Raw genomic sequence first — 16,612 nt, 5'->3', positions numbered from 1 at the left:
TATTTATTTTTGGCCTCCATTATTAGCTAGCTTTTCCGTATCTGTACTTCTCCAAGGCTCTGCGTTTTCCTTAAACTCAATTCTCTTCTCTGTTTGTGATAAGTATTTAGCAATCTTTTCAGCATACTCGTAATCATAAACCCTATTTATTGCAATTCTCTGAGCCTCTGGACTACCTGCTCCGTGAACTGACTCAATGAGAAACGCTACACTAAACCCTATATTCTCCAATAATCTTACCATTCTTAGCCTATCTTCCGTACTGTAGTCCATCATACCTTGTAGGTACTTCTCAATATATGGTTTAAGTTTAGGGTTCTTTAAGTCCCACTCACTAGGAGCAGTGCCTATTATACCTCCTGCGATATCTGTTGAAAACTTAGTAATCTCGTAAGGAAATCTCGTAACTAATTGCTTAGTAACGTTTGCAAACATGGGATTCACCCACCAGCACCCATCCTCACATAACTTAACTGCGTCTAGACTGGCAGCAATACCACTTCCATACATGTTCTCATTCAACAAAACCATTTCATTCAGCTTGTTCTGAATATGTGGAGCTTTTTCAACTCCAATTTGTTTAGCTAAATTATATGCTGCGCCAATTATCACATCCCCTAATCCAGATTTACAACCTCCATAGCCTTGCCTATGATAGGAGCTGAAAATTTCAACTAGGATTCCGCTCATCTGCCAATCCCCTAACATAAACACTCTTTCCATTGGGACGAAGACGTTATCAAATATTACCAAGCCCTCATGATTAGTGCGATAGGGCAATCCATCTATCTCCCCTTCTTCTAACCTTCTCCCATCATTAACTTGTCTTCCTATTATAACTTTAATACTCTCAGTATCTAAGGGGATGGAAAAGGCTACCGCAAAATCCTTATCTTTCTCACCCATTGCTCTAGTTGGCATTACAATAATTTCTTCAGATGCTGCTATTCCGGTTATATTGGCCTTAGCACCTGAGACATAAATACCATCTTTAGTAACCTGAGTTACTCTTAAGTAGGCGTGAGGTTGTTCATTAGGTCTTAACGTTCTTACACCTTTAACATCGGTCATGGCTCCAGCTAACGCTATATCATTCTTTTGAACGTATTTCAGATATTCAACAAATCTCTCATAATACTCCTTTTTACCCTTTTCCGCCATAAGTCTGGAGGTGACGTATATTGTATTTAGTGCGTCCCAACCTACGCATCTTTGAAAACAAGCTCCCGTTTTGTGACTAATCTTTCTCAGAAGTTTAACCTTGACTGCCAAATCCTCTGGAGATCTATGGATATGGGTGAATCTATTTACCTCTTCATTAATAAAGGAACTCCATGCTCTACCTAAAGATTTACTATCCTCCTCATGGGCTGCATCATAAGTTGCTTTAAATGCAAGTACTGAAGGCTTTAAGAAAGGGTGCTCTGTTACATCCTTTACTTCCTTCCCCATAACGTAAATTTCAACCTTATTCCTATGTCTAATTGCATTAACGTACTCTTCCCCAGTTCTTAGAACCATATTATATAATAGTAGAACTAGTTTATAAAGTTAGATATATGCCAATAAATATAATCATAAAAACTTTATGACTGACATTTTTAAAATTCAAACCAACATACTTAAAAAGACAGAATACATTATTCTCTAGTGGATGAGGAACTTTATACTTTAATTGAATTCTTAAAGAAACCCTCTATATCTGCAACTGGAGAAGGAATAGAAGAAACGGCGAACTATCTCAAGGAAACCATCGAGAAATTATTGGGCGTAAAGTCAAATATTGAGAAGACTAAGGGTCATCCGGTAGTGTATGCTGAAATTAACGTTAATGCTAAAAAAACGCTACTTGTTTACAACCATTATGACGTTCAACCAGTGGATCCAATAAGCGAGTGGAAAAGAGCACCCTTTTCAGCAACAATTGAAAATGACAGAATCTACGCCAGAGGAGCCTCGGACAATAAAGGAACTTTAATGGCAAGGTTATTTGCTATTAAGCACTTAATAGATAAGCACGAATTGAATGTTAATGTGAAATTACTTTACGAGGGAGAGGAGGAAATTGGCAGTGTAAATTTGGAAGACTATATCGAAAAGAATGATAATAAACTAAAGGCAGATTCAGTGATAATGGAGGGTGCTGGTTTAGACCCTAAAGGAAGACCACAAATAGTGCTAGGAGTAAAAGGGTTATTATATGTTGAACTAGTGCTTGACTATGGAACTAAAGATCTACACTCTTCAAATGCGCCCTTGGTTAGAAATCCATGCATAGACCTATCTAAGGTAATATCTACATTGGTAGATATGGAAGGAAGAGTGTTGATTGAGGGGTTTTATAATGATGTAAGAGAATTAACGGAAGAAGAAAGAGAGTTAATAAAGAAATATGATATCGATGTAGAGGAACTAAGGAAAGCGTTAGGGTTTAAAGAATTAAGGTATTCTGATAGGGAAAAGATTGCTGAAGCATTACTAACTTATCCAACTTGTAATATTGATGGATTCGAATGTGGATATACTGGAAAGGGCAGTAAAACAATCGTACCGCATAGAGCATTTGCGAAATTGGATTTTAGGCTAGTCCCTAATCAAGATCCTTACAAGATTTTCGAGCTGTTGAAGAAACACCTCCAAAAGGTTGGCTTTAATGGGGAAATAATTACTCATGGCTTCGAATATCCTGTTAGGACATCAGTTAACTCTCCAGTAGTCAAAGCAATGATAGAATCCGCTAGAAGAGTATATGGCACTGAACCACAAGTTATTCCTAATTCTGCTGGTACGCAACCCATGGGGCTTTTTGTTTATAAGTTGGGGATAAGGGATGCAGTCAGTGCAATAGGTGCTGGAGGGTATTACTCGAATGCGCATGCGCCTAATGAAAATATTAGGATAGATGACTACTATAAAGCTATAAAACATACTGAGGAATTTCTAAAATTATATTCGACACTATAATATATAATCTTAATAAATAAGAAAGTAAAAAGTTCAATGTGGACCTTCCAGGTTACGATTACATCGTAGTATATAAGGATATTCATTTTGGGAGACCACATATAGCTGGAACTTTAATCAGGCCGGAAAGCGTACTATATGAACTTGCAAAAGATAAAACATTTGACGAAGTTTCAAAGGCGTTTTACAATCAAATAAACTTAAAACAAATCAAGGAGTGTATAAAATACGCCATTGATGTGATGAAAATATTAAAATATTATAAGAAAGTAAAGCCGAAAGTCCCAAGACGGTTGAAGAGAAAATTAGGACCTACTAGCTACGCTTTCATAGATAAGGAAAATGAAAATAATAAATATGATCCTACAATAAAAAATTCTAATGTGAAAGTAGTAGATGTTCTAAACAAACTATATGAAGGAAAGGAAATTTCACAAGTAACTGAGGAGCTAAGTATACCCAAAGAGGCCGTAATTGAGTCAATTCTCTACTCTGCTTCACTTATAGATGATTTTCACTTATCGTTATCTGAGTTCAAGGATCCTGCTTCAGTAGTAATTGAATCCTTTAACTATATTAGAAAGAAGTAGTAGAGACGATAACTGAAGGGTAGGCAGCTTTTATCTTTTCAACAGTTTTCTCGTCTGGAGTTATAATTTTATTTATCTTCATAGCGTAGACTGCTATATCTAAACTGTCCCAAATTTCCTTATCTTCAGCTGAAATATGGTAGATATTTGAACTCAATTCAGCTAACTGGGAAGGTTTACTTACGTAGGCCATGTAAGGCTCGTTAGAAGGTGGAATTTCTATCTTATTTACATCTATTAACTCAGTCCTTACTTTATCTCCAAATATTCTTTTCAGATTTTCCTTTTGAATTTCCATGTTCAACCTTTCCAACTCTGAAAGGGAGCTAAATTTCTTTGAGCTAAACTGACTCACTAGCTTCTCCTCAACAAGCGATGTTATTTTCTTTCCTTCTTTTAAGGAGGAGTAAACAACCTTCATTGCCCCACAATCGGTATGGGGTAATAAAATCACATCATCAACTCTATCCTTGTATTTTTCGAACGTTATCAAAAGTGAATTAACATTGGCTCCAGCATTTCTAATGACTATAGCATCTGGATACTTTTTCTTCAGATAAGAATTTAATCTCCTATCCATACAAGAAACAACTAACTTCATCCCACTATATACGGACATAAGTGAATTTAAACATTTATTAAGAAAATATCTATTAAAGATTTAAACAATGATACACAAGATTAAAATAACATTGCGCTATAATAATATTCATATCTTAGTATTTTGGTATTATTAGGGATAATGCTTTTTAAACCATATTAAAAACTATTAGTTATGGATTATTCTGCAATTCTAAGAACATTAATTAAAGATAAAAGGGAATGCCAATCATTTCTAAGTCTTTGTAAAAATGAGAAATTCATATTTATAACAGTCTGCAATGGCGAGAGAATGATTTATTATGGGGAAGTGAATGGAAATTCCATAAGATTTAATGAAAAGGGAAATGATAATGTAAAGTATGAAATACCGATAAGTGATATAGATAGTGATATAAAAGTGTTTAAAGTCAGCGATGATATTTACGCATATAACGTAGACGAGTCTCTCTTCTCAGATTGAATAGAGCTTATATTTTACTATGTAGTTTCTATTTATAATGGGAGTTTCAATCTCTGACATTAAGTATCTCGTGGAGAGACCAGATATTTTCGGATTCAAACTGGAAACTATTAGAAAGGATACCGAATTTAACACTTTGATAACTGACGTCAAACAGAATGGCATAAAGATTGAAAACTATTGGATAAAATGTAATAAGGATACTGGTGAATGTGAGGTAGTTGATGATAATAGTAATAATCTTGTTATTGTTAATTTTCTAAAGAAAACAATAATTAGGTATATTGCCACTAAATTGTAAATAAAAGCTTAAAATTCTTTTGTTACAAAAGAGATTAGTGGAAAACTTTATATCTAGGCTAATTTCGTGCAACAAGTGCCCTAGACTTACACAATATAGAAACTCCTTTCCCGATAATTACTGGAAAAAGCCAGTTCCTCCAAATGGTGAGATTAATGCTGAAATAGTGATAATAGGCTTAGCACCAGCAGCGAATGGGGGAAATAGGACAGGAAGAATGTTTACCGGAGATGAGAGTTCTAATAATCTTACCAATGCTTTATATGCAGTTGGATTTGCAAATCAGCCGTTTTCAATTTCTAAGGATGATGGCTTAAAGTTGTTTCGTGTTTACATTACCTCTGCAGTGAAATGTGCACCTCCACAAAATAAGCCTAATAAGGATGAGATAATTAACTGTTCAACATTCTTGGAAGAGGAGGTAAGGATGCTAGAAAACGCAAAAGTTTATATCGCATTTGGTAAAGTCGCATGGGATTCAATCATTTACGTTTTTAAAAAAATTGGATATAGCGTTCCTAACGTAAAATTTTATCATGGTGCTTTAGTAAAGGTTACAAAGCCAGATATGTCAATAATATGGCTAATAGGAAGCTATCATCCAAGTCCAAGGAATATGAAAACTGGAAGGCTAACAATGAATATGCTGGTTGAAATATTTAGCACTGCTAAAAAGTTGGTGAGTAATAAGGAAAGAATTACCTAATTAATTAATTAACTCTCCTAACTCATGAAATTTGTATCATAAAGTCTAATTAAACTTTTGAGGGACGAAATATTGAGAAATTACACAATAACATTAGTTATGGCAAAGAAGTAAAGACTCGTTTATAAGAAGGACTATCTTATAACGTTAAATTAAAAATATCATAAAAGTAAGATATAGTTATGAGGCAAATAGACGCGTTAAAATCTCCACGCTTCACACAAATTTCTACCTTCGGTAGATTACCAATTTGCGGAAGAGATGAGGAAATAAAGGCGGCGTTTTTAGGAATACCTTTCGATGATGCTGTAACTTATAGACCGGGAGCCAGATTTGGACCAATGGGAATAAGACAAGGATCTAGATTATTAAGACCTTACAATCAATTCCTAGATACTTATCCTTTTGATAAGCTTAACGCTTGTGATATGGGTGATATAAACATTATTCCGGGGTACATTGAGGATACAATGAACATAATACAAACGAATCTTTATGAAATAATATCATCAAAAAACCTAGTGCCCTTTATAACTGGTGGAGATCACTCAATCACGTTACCCGTTTTAAGGGCTTTACATAAGAAGTATGGAAAAATAAATATCATACACTTGGATTCACATTACGACTTCTGGGATTCCTATTGGGGTAAGAAACATACGCATGGTACGTGGTTGAGGAGGGCAATTGAAGAGGGCTTAATCAAAGAAGCTATACAAGGAGGAATTAGGGCCTCAACGTTCTCGAAAGAAGATCTTAAAGATAAGGAGAGGTTAGGAGTGAAGAGTTTCACAATTAGAGATTTAAAGTATAATTTAGATTCTGTTATAAGGGAAATAAATTCCCTATCTGGTCCCACACACGTTTCCATTGATATAGATGTTGTAGATCCGGCGTTTGCCCCTGGGACTGGTACGCCAGAAGTGGGTGGTTTGACAAGCTTCGAAATTATAGAAATTATCAGAAAGCTGAGATTTGATAAACTAGTTGGATTTGATGTTGTAGAAGTTGCCCCACCATATGATGTAAGCGAAATCACCACAATGTTAGCTGCGAATATCATCTATGAAGGAATGAGCGTACTCTCACTAAATCTTTAAAATTAGTGGTACCAGTAGATTGTGGTTTGTTTACGGAAAACCAACAAATAATCCATTCGGAAGGGAAAAGGAAACAGAATCACTAATAAGACTGTACAAATTAGGTCAACTTGTAGGTTTAATAGGGACAAGACGAATAGGGGTCGGACTTTCATTGAGGTTTCATGAATTTGTATTCAACCTCTCGTCCTCATTCCCCCTGTCCAGCTCCCCATGCCGTCTACGGGAGCGGTAGTTAAACCACTCCCTTCAAGGACATGGGGAGCCTCATCGAACCCATCCTCCCCCTCACATTGCTCATCGAGTTCACTGTAGGGCTCTCTTCTACATTTTAGTATGTAACTACAAAATTTATAAACTTTCATGAGAAGAGCTAGGAATGTTAAATGATATCAAATGACATAAAATTCACGGTTTATCTGAAACTATTGTCAACGGCAAAACGTCTCTTCTTTTTGCATCTCTTGAACAATCATCTATCCCATTTTTCTTAATTTCTTCAAGCTTGTCCTTTGTTAGTAAATTACTATTAACATCATAGAATTTATCCCCTCTTTTGTATAGTGGAAAAACGCCCTTGCTTGCTAAGTCGCCTCCAAGGACCAAATAATTAACTTTAAACATATTTGCAGCGTTAATAGCCTTTTTAAATACGACATCCAAAAATGTATATCAGTGACAAAAAGTAATTTAATTTCTTTACTCAACTTTAATCACTCTGGAGGAATTTCCTTGAAGATTAAGTTAAAATCAATTCCTTGTCTAGCTCGCACGAATTTTGCAATATAGAATATTCCAAATAAGATTACTATTGAACCAGTAAGTATACCATAACCTACTACGGAATCTGCACCTATGGCTGGTACTGTTAGATATTGATAGAACGTATAAATTAGATAAATTATGGATAGTATTGCAACAGTTCTTATCTTGTTTTCACCCTTCTCAGTCTTCAAAACAGCTATTGACAGTATGGTCATTGGAAATAGCATTAATATCGCAACTGCAACGCTTGAAAGCAAGAATGCCCCCGCCGAAGTGACAGGTAACGTAAACACTGTTAAGCCTATGAGTCCAGCTATCATTGATAGTATTATTGCCTTAATGGGAACATGTCTTTTTTCACTAACATCGCCTACGAAATCCGGCATAATTCTATCCATCGCGTAAGAGAATAGTAATCTACTTCCCACGAAAGACGCTGCTGACAAGTACATGAGCAGTTGTAAAATACTAGCTAAGGCGAACAGTACACCTAATACAACATTTCCACTAGCCACACCCTCCAACAAATCTAAATATGGGGTGGGTATTGGTAAAGTTCCTTGAGCTATACTTAAATACATCATTTTAGTTGTGAAGTCATATCCAAATTGGTTATACTCAAGAGCTAATGCTGCTGTAAATATGAATCCAGTTATAATTAGAGTACCTAGAATACTTATTGGCATACTTCTCTTTGGGTTCCTTACCTCACCCGCTATATACACAGTATTAATTATATAAGAGAATCCCACTACGTAGACCGGGTTTAATGAAGTGATATTGTAAATATTATAATATGCTGGCACTGGAACATTTGATGATGTTACATTGGCATATAAGTTTGTAACGTTTGCGTAGGTTAACGCGAAATCGTTTAGCCTACTTATAGCTAAGGAGTGTGGAACTACTGCCTCTACTATGATCATTCCTATGGCAGCTATCAACGCCAGAGGAATTGCCAACCATTGAAACACTCTATATACCTTATTTCCAAAGATTGGAATCAAGGACATAATAACTATCTCAGTAGCACCTATGGTCATTATCAAATACGGATTACTATCTATTTGCGAACCTATTGCTATTAGGGAAAGATTATGAGTGTAGTAGCCTAGGATTGTTAATAGGGGTATTAGACCAAATGTTTGTAATGTTATTCCAGTAATTCCCATGAATAAAGGCACAGTTGCTAAAAAGTATCCAGCATTTCCTACGAAACCTAATGCAGGATGTAAATTCCTACTGACATAAACATAATCAGCGGCAACTCTTGGAACCTTAGAGCCAACATATGAGAATATCATTCCTACTAGGAAAAATCCAAGTATAGGTAATATTAATCCTAATAAAGGATTCCCGCCAACTAGAGGACCAGTGGAAGCTACATAGTATGTGGAAAATAGTAGCCCAAGTAAGGCAATATTAAACCATAAGGCGTCTAATATGCCAAACTCTCTTACTAAACCAGACGACTCCCTTAAGAACACTCCCTTTTTATGCTTTTCCATAGGAAATCAATAGGAATAAAATAAAATAAGAATAATAAGCTTTAATATTCAAACAGTTGTACAGTTTTTAAAAAATGCTAAATTGAATTAAGGATTCTCTTTAAAATTTCTACTGCCTTATTAAGCAATGGCTCTGGGATTGTTAATGGTGGCATAAGTCTTATCACATTATCCCATCTTCCAGCCTTATACACCAATAACCCTCTTTTTAACGCTTCCTCTATGACAATCTTTGTCCCTTCACTCCAAGGTTCATTTCCATTTCTAACTAACTCTATTCCTATCATGAAGCCTAATCCCCTTATATCGCCTACGTGTGAATTTTCAACTTCACTCAACTCCTCTAGAATCTTTTTACCTAACCTCTCTACCCTTGGGAGAATGTTATATTTCTCTATAAACTCTAAAGAAGCTAATCCAGCCGCCAATCCTAAGGGATTTCCCCTATAAGTACCAAGATGAAAGCCAGTGGGTAGTTTATTGAACTCTTCCCTATAGCCTACCATTGAAACTGGTATTCCTTCACCTATTGCCTTGGAAATTACAACTATATCTGGCTCAATATTTTCCCATTGATACGCCCACATTTTTCCAGTCCTTCCTACACCAGTTTGAACTTCGTCGACTATCAACGGGACTGAATACTTTTCAGCTAATTCCTTGAGACCCTTGAGAAAACCCTTAGGTGGAACTACATAGCCTCCTTCACCTTGAATTGGTTCAACTAATATCCCAGCCACATCACCACCTAAATATCCAGGATTTGACATCGCGTAATCTAGTAAGCGTAATATCTCATTTAAACAGTCCTTAAATGGGCATCTATAAGGATAGGGATAAGGAAACTTTACCACTCTGTCGTCAAAGAAAGGATTAAACTCCTTAAATCTATTAGCACCAGTTAAACCTAAAGTGCCAGCAGTTATCCCATGATACGAACCTTCAAAGGCAATTATAGTTTTCTTTCCAGTCACGTATCTGGCTATTTTCACTGCTGCCTCGACAGCATCAGCACCTGTTGTTGTAAACAACAGTTTAGCCTTAAATCCTAAAGTAGATAATAACTTTTTACTAAAATTAACTCTTATTTCCGTTGGTATTTCTAAGGTGTGCCATACTTTTTCCAATTGCTCTTGAACTCTCCTTCTGATAAAGGGATTGTTATGACCTAGATTAACCACGGATATCCCGGTAACCAGGTCAATGTATACATTGCCATCAACATCAGTTATGGTAGAACCTTGAGCTTTATCAATTGCTATCTTAAAGTATTTAGGGTAATTTACAGCTGAAGTCTCATACTCTTCTTGATCTTTTAATAACTTAAGTGATTTAGGACCGGGAGGAATCACATTAATTATTGGAGCTTCCAATACACTAGCGTCAAAATTTTCTTCCATATAACTAACTTTCCTAGCACTGCTTAAAAGCTGATCATCTACTCACCTATATGAAATTGACCATCCTTGTCAAGGAAAAGAAAGTTGTAATAATTTCTAAAATAGTTACAGCTTATACTAGTACAATAACTTATAAGTGGCAATTGGAAATATTGTCAAATAGAAATTGAAGGAATCAATATAATTTTTCTCGTCATCGAGGTAAGGTATTTTTGTTAAAAAAAGAAAATTCGAATCCACATATAACTTTAAATACTTTAAAAATTTGATAGTAGTAAGGTTTTTAAGCACTTTACATACCACACTACTCAAAATGCCAGATAAAAACCAATCTGTTTTCATAAGACAATCCTCTGGTTTAGTAAGAGAAGTTAGTCCTTGGGCATCGTTCTTCGCTACATTTGGACTGGTAACGGGTGGAATACCTATATTAATAGTATCATGGCTTTATCTCGCTCCGGGGGCAAATTGGACCGTATCTTACTTAATATCACTATTACCCACTTTAGGAATGGCATTTCTTTTTTACGTTGCGTCAATCTCAACCCCTAGATCAGGTGGAGATTACGTATTTCAAGCTAGATCATCACATCCCCTAGTTGCATTTGTCAATTATTGGGCGTTATGGATAGCCTTTGCGCTATCCTTGGGATTATATAGCTATTTAGGCGCGCAATGGTTTGCTTATTTATTTAGTGGCTTAGGGCTTTTTTACAATGATCAAGCATTAATAAACTTAGGCTCATTTTTACCACAACTCTAGGACTATTACGCAAGGTTTCATCTTGAGGATTTCCTCATAACCCTTCAAGTTGTTCTCGTATTTTCTCACCCTCCCCCTACTAGTTATTAAATGTTCTTTTGATATATCTATTCCTATTACCCCTACCTCTTTGTCACACCTATATTCGTGAATTTTATCACAATGTTCAGTCCGACGGTAGGGGTGAGTCACGCCCGTAGCCGAAGACTTTGCTTCAGAACTCACGTCGACCATGTTTCCCCAGTCGAGGAGAGTATTACTCTCCCCGACTAATAAACCTATATAGGGAATCCACGCAAAACAAGTGATCGAATAAAACCAAGCATTACAAGAGAAAAGGAAATAAACAAGTAAGGAGAAAAACAACATAAGCCCAATTACATCAAGGGGATAAAACCCCATTTGAAAGGCTGGCTGTGAAGCCCCTAGAAAACAAGAGGGGATAAAACCCCGAGTAGGAGGTTGTAACCAAATTACCCTAGGGGCTGAAACACTTAACACTATAAAAAGAAAACAAGGTATTATGATCACAAAGAATATATAAGGAAACATGGTTAACACGCATAGATTCTCGATTCCCCCCAAGTCTGTTAGAGGCGAAGCAGTAGGGTCTCATTTTATATTAATCATCTTTTTTATAATGCTTTATGCTCAATTTTATCACACTTAACGAAAAATTAATCTTCAATTATGTGTAAGATTTAGAATTTATAAAATTTTAAGGGAATCAATCTCAATAACAAAACATTATAAAAAGCAGAATTTAAATCTAGGCTTCTATTTAGTAAATAATTGCTACTTAAGATTCGTAGTGATTTATTCTTAGAGTTAACTATAATAAATACTACAATATCTATATTGATAAAGGGTAATAAACTCGATTAGCTAACTAATTCTCACATTAGTTGTTGAGGATAAATTTAAGACAAAATATACTTTAGAAAATGGTCAGAGAATATGAGAATTAAAGCCGATATATTAATTATTAAAATACAAATTTTTCCTAACTTTTACTTTTAAATAATTTTTAAAAATATTTCCAAGAATATTGTAATAAAACCTATTATAAGCGATATATAATGGTATAAAGTAGATAGTGCTTGTAACTCTTCTTTTCCCCATACATTAGAAATGTAATTACCAGTCATGGTTCCTCCAATTATTAATATTAGCAAGTTAATTTGGAGAAATGATGGACCTATTTTTATTAATGTTATTATTACGTTAATTAACGCTGCACTTAGCGTTGCTAAGGCTAATTTTTCAAGTTTGTATCTTTCTAAATGACAATAGGGAAATCCATATGAAGAAGTTGAAAGTACTATTAAAGAGAAATATTTAGCTATCATAATTCCTAAGGGATTATATTCTTTTGGCCCTGTATTACCTAGATTTTTAATGCGTAATCTTAGCATATATAACAATGTAAATGATGTCGAAGCAAAAGAGTATAATACAAACCCTTCCTTACATCCATAAAATAATAACAATAAGGATCCGATACTTACAGGTAAAAGAATCTCAACTAATTCTGTAAAGTTAAGAGAAGATAAACGATTAATTTTTTGTTTGATGAATTTCCTTAATGCAATGTAATCGTTAATTTGAACGTTAGTAATTGCCAATAGTCCTAAAGGACTTGGTGGAAATAAAGGAGGCACAGTTAAAATAAGGAGTATACATAATAGTGATGCATATTTATATCTTGTTTTATTTCTAAATAAAGATGTAAGCGCTGAAATAGGGAATACATACCAGTAATCTAACAAAAAATTCAACTATTATGACCTCTTCATATTTAAATGAAATTCACAGAAAAATTCTTAAATATCTTACTAAATATTATACTAAATATTAAGATAACTAATGCTCCTGCTACTGCCCTTAATCCATTACTATGTCCTAAACTTATCAGTATCAATCCTACAATTAATACTATAGTATTACTTATGAAAAGTGAGGAATTCATAATCTCATCCATTATCTAATGAAGAGATAACGTATCTTTTGATTATGAAGAGGGCCTCCTTTACACTTATGGGAATAACTAAATGTCTAATCTCTTCTGGGAGAGTGTTTCTCCAGCTTTCGAATTCCTCTAAATTAGTGAAAAATCTTGAATAAGGGCAAATAGTTGATGGTGTATTATATGAAGGTGGAAGTTTTTCTGCATCATGTGGATTTATAAATGATAATATAAGTTCACTGTTAGCATCTAATTTAAACCTGGTATTTTCACCCGATAATGTAGTTTCTACTATAATATCATTACAAGTAAGTGCAGCATATAGAAGTACATCCAATGCGCAATAGACATATATTTCCTTACTATCTTGCTCAATTATCTTAAAGTTAGTTGGTCTATGTGAAGTTATCTTATTGAGAATCTCTTCGCTCATGTAGTCTCATCTCTTGTGTAAGTACAGGCTATTAGGGCGCATTTAGTTTCATCTTCACATTCAAAAATTCCGTAACCAGAATTGCAAATAAACGTTCTTCTTATCGTATAATATTTACTTCTTTTTATTGTCATAAGACTCACTCCACGCAGCAGCTCATCTTAGATGGATCTCTGATAAAGGATTGTGCAGCTAACTTTATGCTTTCTGATATTGTAGGAAATACATGAGTAGTTTCTACTAATTCTTCTAATTTAACTTTATTTTTTACAAGCATTACGCCTTCCATTATTATTTCAGAGGCTAGGGGAGAAAGGATATGAACACCAACTACTGTACCATCTTTAGGATTAACAACTAGTTTAACGAAACCCCTAGTATCTCCGATTAACCTAGCTTTAGCAACATAATCTAATTTTAAGATTCTACAAGAGCATACTTTTTCCCTCTTCATAAGTTCATCTTCCGTTAAACCAACAGAAGCAACTTGAGGATCTGTAAATACTACTATTGGCGTGGTAGAATAATCTATGGTTTCTATATTCCCTTTTATAGCGTTAGTAGCTGCTAATACACCTTCCTTGGCTGCAAGAGTTTCAAGCATTAAACTTTTAGCTATGCAATCGCCAGCAGCATATACTATAGGGTTAGATGTTTGTAAGAATTTATCTACTAAAATATAGCCTTTTTGATCTGTTGTTATTCCAGCTTTTTCAAGCTCTAAATTCTCTGTATTAGGTCTACGCCCTGTAGCTACTAATATCTCATCCACTTCTAGTCTTTGTTTTCCACGCTTAGTACTAATCTCTACTACTTTCGTGTCTCCTTCTTTACTAACCATAGTCACTGTAGATTTAGTGTAAATATTTAGTCCTTCATCTTCTAAATAATCAGTTAATGCATAGCTAATTTCTGGTTCAAAATAAGGACTAGGCAGTATTCTATCCATAACCTCTACTACTGTAACCTCAGATCCTAATCTAGCTAAAGCTTGCCCTATTTCAAGTCCTATAGCTCCACCTCCTATCACTAATAGAGAATGTGGAAGTTCTTTTAAATCCCAAACCGTATCACTTGTTATATAACCTACATTTTGAAGTCCTTGTATAGGGGGTATCGCTGGTCTAGAACCTCCTACGGCGATTTTCACGAACAACACTCCTAAACAAGAAGACAAGCTTTACAAGAGTAAAACTTTTATAAAGAGAACAAGAAAATAACACAAGCCGAAAGTGAACATGGGGATAAAACCCCATGGGGTAGGCTGGCTATACGTCCCCCGCGATCTAACATGTGGGACAACATCCCGAGTAGGAGTGTGCAAAAATTTAAGGGGACGTTCTCATAGTTAGTTCGCACTATCTCCTAACAAAATTAACAATACAACGCGTATTATTATAGAAAAATTCAAGAATCAGAAAAAGAGTATTACACATGGAAAGGAAGATAAAGCCTAAAGTATTTGCAATAGATGTGGGGGAATCAAGACTTGTTGCAACCAAGATGGAAATAAACAACAACACAGTAAAAGAAGCTGATACGAGAGAATTCAAATACAACGAGGAAGGACTCAAAGAACTTATAAAATTCCTAGAAGGATACGAAGAAGGAATAATGGAAGCAACAGGAGTATACTTCTACCACGTATACAACGTACTGAGAGACAAGGGACTAAAAGTAAACGTGATAAACCCTGTACAAACAGTTGAAGTCCTAGGCAAGAAGACAGACAAGAACGATTCCATAAGACTCGCAATAGCCTACGCTGCAGGCACAGTAAAAGGATCGTACATACCAACGGGAGAAATGCAAGAACTAAGAGAAATGACAAGACACAGAGAAGGACTAGTAGAGAGAAAGACACAAGTAAAGAACGAGATAAGGAAAGTTCTAGAAACAGCAGGATACAAGCTACCTCCCTTCGAAAAGAAGACAAAGGAAATAGTGAGAAAACTAGCCACTGATGAGAAGCTAACTGACGAAGAGATCAAGGAGTACTCCAAATTATTGGGAAGAAAATTAACTAGAATAGAAGCGTTCATCCTAAAACAACTCCTGGACCTACTGAACATTATAGAAGAACAAATCAAGGAAGTGGAGAACGAGATAATGAAGTTCCTACCCGAGGAAGCAGTAGAGTTGACTAAGATACCCGGAATAGGCCCAATCTCTGCAGCCACAATTTACGCTGAGCTTGGAGACGTGAGCAGGTTTGAGTCTTCGAAACAAGCTGCTTCTTATGCTGGAGTTTCTCCAAGGACTAAGCAGAGCGGGAAGACCGAATTTCACAACGGTCTCATCAAGGGGAATAAGCACTTATCCCGCGTTCTATTCCTTGTTGCAAGGTCCGCTAAGAACACGGTCCAATTTAATGGCTTCTATCAAGCCTTGTTGAAGAGGACAGGTAATTCCAAAAAGGCTACATTAGCCTTGGCCAACAAGATATGTAGGATAGTTTATCACGTACTCAAGGATGGGGAATACAAGGGTGAGACTAAGAAGACTAGGTATAGGGGAGGAGGTGGTGAAGGCCCTCAAGTTGACCCCAATCAAGTAGTTCCTTCGGCTCTTCAAGCCATCGCCTAGCCATGTTAGAGGCAAAGCATGTGGAGCCTACCCCTATTATAATTTTAGAACCACTTAATTCTTGTTCTCCTTTTTCTGTATTAACTCTTATTTTATTAGGTTCAATGAAAGTTACATCTCCTTTTATTAAATCCACATTGGAATAATAATTAAGAACTTTCTCATACTTCTCTTCTCTTAATTCCTTAACAACCTTTTTTAATCCACCCATAATATCAGTGAAATTTATTTTTGCAGATAATTCTAATCCAATAAATTTTTTTCTGGATAAGTAATATTTATTTGTAATTTCTATTAAATATTTACTTGGGACACAACCTACATTAACGCATGTTCCACCCAATAATCCCTTGCAGACCATCCCTATTTTAATCTTACCCTCCGTAAGTTCTGAAGCTTTTATTGCAGCAGCAAATCCGCTTGCCCCACAACCTATAATTAAAAGATCATATTTCTTCAATATTTTC

At 35.4% G+C, this 16,612-nt stretch carries 17 protein-coding genes and 2 pseudogenes; 8 read left to right on the top strand and 11 right to left on the bottom strand.

Translation table 11 applies throughout. The features are described from left to right. Window positions 1-3 precede the first annotated feature (3 nt). The gene (locus tag YN1551_RS00675) at window positions 4-1,521 is read right to left on the bottom strand and encodes a 4-hydroxyphenylacetate 3-hydroxylase family protein (protein WP_012716968.1); all 1,518 of its coding nucleotides are present in this window, start codon (window positions 1,519-1,521) and stop codon (window positions 4-6) included. Between the two features lie 129 nt (window positions 1,522-1,650). On the opposite strand from YN1551_RS00675, the gene YN1551_RS00670 reads away from it, so the two are divergent. After that, the gene (locus YN1551_RS00670; RefSeq protein WP_012716799.1) at window positions 1,651-2,964 is read left to right on the top strand and encodes a M20/M25/M40 family metallo-hydrolase; all 1,314 of its coding nucleotides are present in this window, start codon (window positions 1,651-1,653) and stop codon (window positions 2,962-2,964) included. Between the two features lie 38 nt (window positions 2,965-3,002). Continuing rightward, complete coding sequence (locus YN1551_RS00665; protein WP_012716800.1) at window positions 3,003-3,554, top strand: DUF433 domain-containing protein; 552 nt, start codon at window positions 3,003-3,005, stop codon at window positions 3,552-3,554. Here YN1551_RS00665 and YN1551_RS00660 read toward each other — a convergent pair. Then, entirely contained in the window at window positions 3,541-4,173 is a 633-nt protein-coding gene (locus tag YN1551_RS00660) for a carbonic anhydrase (protein WP_012716967.1), read from the bottom strand. The genes YN1551_RS00665 and YN1551_RS00660 overlap by 14 nt on opposite strands. 156 nt (window positions 4,174-4,329) lie before the next feature. On the opposite strand from YN1551_RS00660, the gene YN1551_RS00655 reads away from it, so the two are divergent. From YN1551_RS00655 to speB, 4 genes are all read left to right on the top strand, one after another. Next, window positions 4,330-4,617, top strand: coding sequence for a hypothetical protein (locus YN1551_RS00655; RefSeq protein ID WP_012714547.1), 288 nt, complete (start codon window positions 4,330-4,332; stop codon window positions 4,615-4,617). Between the two features lie 37 nt (window positions 4,618-4,654). After that, window positions 4,655-4,918: a hypothetical protein gene (locus YN1551_RS00650; protein ID WP_012712502.1), complete on the top strand. Its 264-nt coding sequence runs from the start codon at window positions 4,655-4,657 to the stop codon at window positions 4,916-4,918. A 37-nt stretch (window positions 4,919-4,955) separates the two neighbouring features. Next, on the top strand, window positions 4,956-5,624 hold the full coding sequence (locus tag YN1551_RS00645) for a uracil-DNA glycosylase (protein WP_012712503.1): 669 nt from the start codon (window positions 4,956-4,958) through the stop codon (window positions 5,622-5,624). A gap of 182 nt (window positions 5,625-5,806) precedes the next feature. Next, window positions 5,807-6,724, top strand: a complete 918-nt coding sequence (speB, locus tag YN1551_RS00640) for an agmatinase (RefSeq protein WP_012716966.1) — start codon at window positions 5,807-5,809, stop codon at window positions 6,722-6,724. A gap of 408 nt (window positions 6,725-7,132) precedes the next feature. On the opposite strand, the gene YN1551_RS00630 is transcribed toward speB, so the two are convergent. From YN1551_RS00630 to YN1551_RS00620, 3 genes are all read right to left on the bottom strand, one after another. Further along, window positions 7,133-7,387 (bottom strand): hypothetical protein, encoded by a 255-nt coding sequence (locus YN1551_RS00630; RefSeq protein ID WP_012716802.1) that lies wholly within the window; start codon window positions 7,385-7,387, stop codon window positions 7,133-7,135. A gap of 50 nt (window positions 7,388-7,437) precedes the next feature. Further along, window positions 7,438-8,997, bottom strand: a complete 1,560-nt coding sequence (locus YN1551_RS00625; RefSeq protein ID WP_012716964.1) for an amino acid permease — start codon at window positions 8,995-8,997, stop codon at window positions 7,438-7,440. Between the two features lie 77 nt (window positions 8,998-9,074). Beyond that, complete coding sequence (locus tag YN1551_RS00620) at window positions 9,075-10,397, bottom strand: aspartate aminotransferase family protein (RefSeq protein ID WP_012712506.1); 1,323 nt, start codon at window positions 10,395-10,397, stop codon at window positions 9,075-9,077. 313 nt (window positions 10,398-10,710) lie between these two features. Here YN1551_RS00620 and YN1551_RS00615 point away from each other — a divergent pair. Further along, window positions 10,711-11,162: pseudogene (locus YN1551_RS00615) on the top strand (amino acid permease); the annotation flags it as partial. On the opposite strand, the pseudogene YN1551_RS16395 reads toward YN1551_RS00615, so the two are convergent. The 5 genes and pseudogenes from YN1551_RS16395 to YN1551_RS00590 all read right to left on the bottom strand — a co-directional run. Then, window positions 11,155-11,394 (bottom strand): annotated as a pseudogene (locus tag YN1551_RS16395) (IS110 family transposase); the annotation flags it as partial. The pseudogenes YN1551_RS00615 and YN1551_RS16395 sit on opposite strands and share 8 nt — an antisense overlap. A 782-nt stretch (window positions 11,395-12,176) precedes the next feature. Beyond that, entirely contained in the window at window positions 12,177-12,938 is a 762-nt protein-coding gene (locus YN1551_RS00605; protein ID WP_012716961.1) for a hypothetical protein, read from the bottom strand. A gap of 20 nt (window positions 12,939-12,958) precedes the next feature. Beyond that, window positions 12,959-13,141: a hypothetical protein gene (locus YN1551_RS16915; RefSeq protein ID WP_009073000.1), complete on the bottom strand. Its 183-nt coding sequence runs from the start codon at window positions 13,139-13,141 to the stop codon at window positions 12,959-12,961. After that, window positions 13,134-13,559, bottom strand: a complete 426-nt coding sequence (merB, locus tag YN1551_RS00595; RefSeq protein ID WP_009072998.1) for an organomercurial lyase — start codon at window positions 13,557-13,559, stop codon at window positions 13,134-13,136. Before merB ends, YN1551_RS16915 begins: the two co-directional genes overlap by 8 nt. A 139-nt stretch (window positions 13,560-13,698) precedes the next feature. Then, on the bottom strand, window positions 13,699-14,709 hold the full coding sequence (locus YN1551_RS00590) for an FAD-dependent oxidoreductase (RefSeq protein ID WP_187146880.1): 1,011 nt from the start codon (window positions 14,707-14,709) through the stop codon (window positions 13,699-13,701). Between the two features lie 284 nt (window positions 14,710-14,993). Here YN1551_RS00590 and YN1551_RS00585 point away from each other — a divergent pair, with 284 nt between their 5' ends. Further along, window positions 14,994-16,145: an IS110 family RNA-guided transposase gene (locus tag YN1551_RS00585; RefSeq protein ID WP_012715803.1), complete on the top strand. Its 1,152-nt coding sequence runs from the start codon at window positions 14,994-14,996 to the stop codon at window positions 16,143-16,145. Here YN1551_RS00585 and YN1551_RS00580 read toward each other — a convergent pair. Further along, window positions 16,063-16,605 carry an FAD-dependent oxidoreductase gene (locus YN1551_RS00580; RefSeq protein ID WP_012716958.1) on the bottom strand — a complete coding sequence of 181 codons (543 nt, stop codon included), beginning with the start codon at window positions 16,603-16,605 and terminating at the stop codon, window positions 16,063-16,065. The two genes, YN1551_RS00585 and YN1551_RS00580, sit on opposite strands and share 83 nt — an antisense overlap. Window positions 16,606-16,612 lie beyond the last annotated feature (7 nt).

This window comes from Sulfolobus islandicus Y.N.15.51, assembly GCF_000022485.1.
Lineage (GTDB): Archaea > Thermoproteota > Thermoprotei_A > Sulfolobales > Sulfolobaceae > Saccharolobus > Saccharolobus islandicus.
This window is presented reverse-complemented; position numbering and strand designations above follow the sequence as displayed.

Excerpts from the sequence above, each read along its gene's own strand:
- merB (WP_009072998.1), bottom strand. The coding sequence starts at position 13,559 with ATGAGCGAAGAGATTCTCAATAAGATAACTTCACATAGACCAACTAAC.
- YN1551_RS00625 (WP_012716964.1), bottom strand. The coding sequence starts at position 8,997 with ATGGAAAAGCATAAAAAGGGAGTGTTCTTAAGGGAGTCGTCTGGTTTA.
- YN1551_RS16915 (WP_009073000.1), bottom strand. The coding sequence starts at position 13,141 with ATGGATGAGATTATGAATTCCTCACTTTTCATAAGTAATACTATAGTA.
- YN1551_RS00660 (WP_012716967.1), bottom strand. The coding sequence starts at position 4,173 with ATGTCCGTATATAGTGGGATGAAGTTAGTTGTTTCTTGTATGGATAGG.
- YN1551_RS00585 (WP_012715803.1), top strand. The coding sequence starts at position 14,994 with ATGGAAAGGAAGATAAAGCCTAAAGTATTTGCAATAGATGTGGGGGAA.
- YN1551_RS00650 (WP_012712502.1), top strand. The coding sequence starts at position 4,655 with ATGGGAGTTTCAATCTCTGACATTAAGTATCTCGTGGAGAGACCAGAT.
- YN1551_RS00675 (WP_012716968.1), bottom strand. The coding sequence starts at position 1,521 with ATGGTTCTAAGAACTGGGGAAGAGTACGTTAATGCAATTAGACATAGG.
- YN1551_RS00620 (WP_012712506.1), bottom strand. The coding sequence starts at position 10,397 with ATGGAAGAAAATTTTGACGCTAGTGTATTGGAAGCTCCAATAATTAAT.
- YN1551_RS00655 (WP_012714547.1), top strand. The coding sequence starts at position 4,330 with ATGGATTATTCTGCAATTCTAAGAACATTAATTAAAGATAAAAGGGAA.
- speB (WP_012716966.1), top strand. The coding sequence starts at position 5,807 with ATGAGGCAAATAGACGCGTTAAAATCTCCACGCTTCACACAAATTTCT.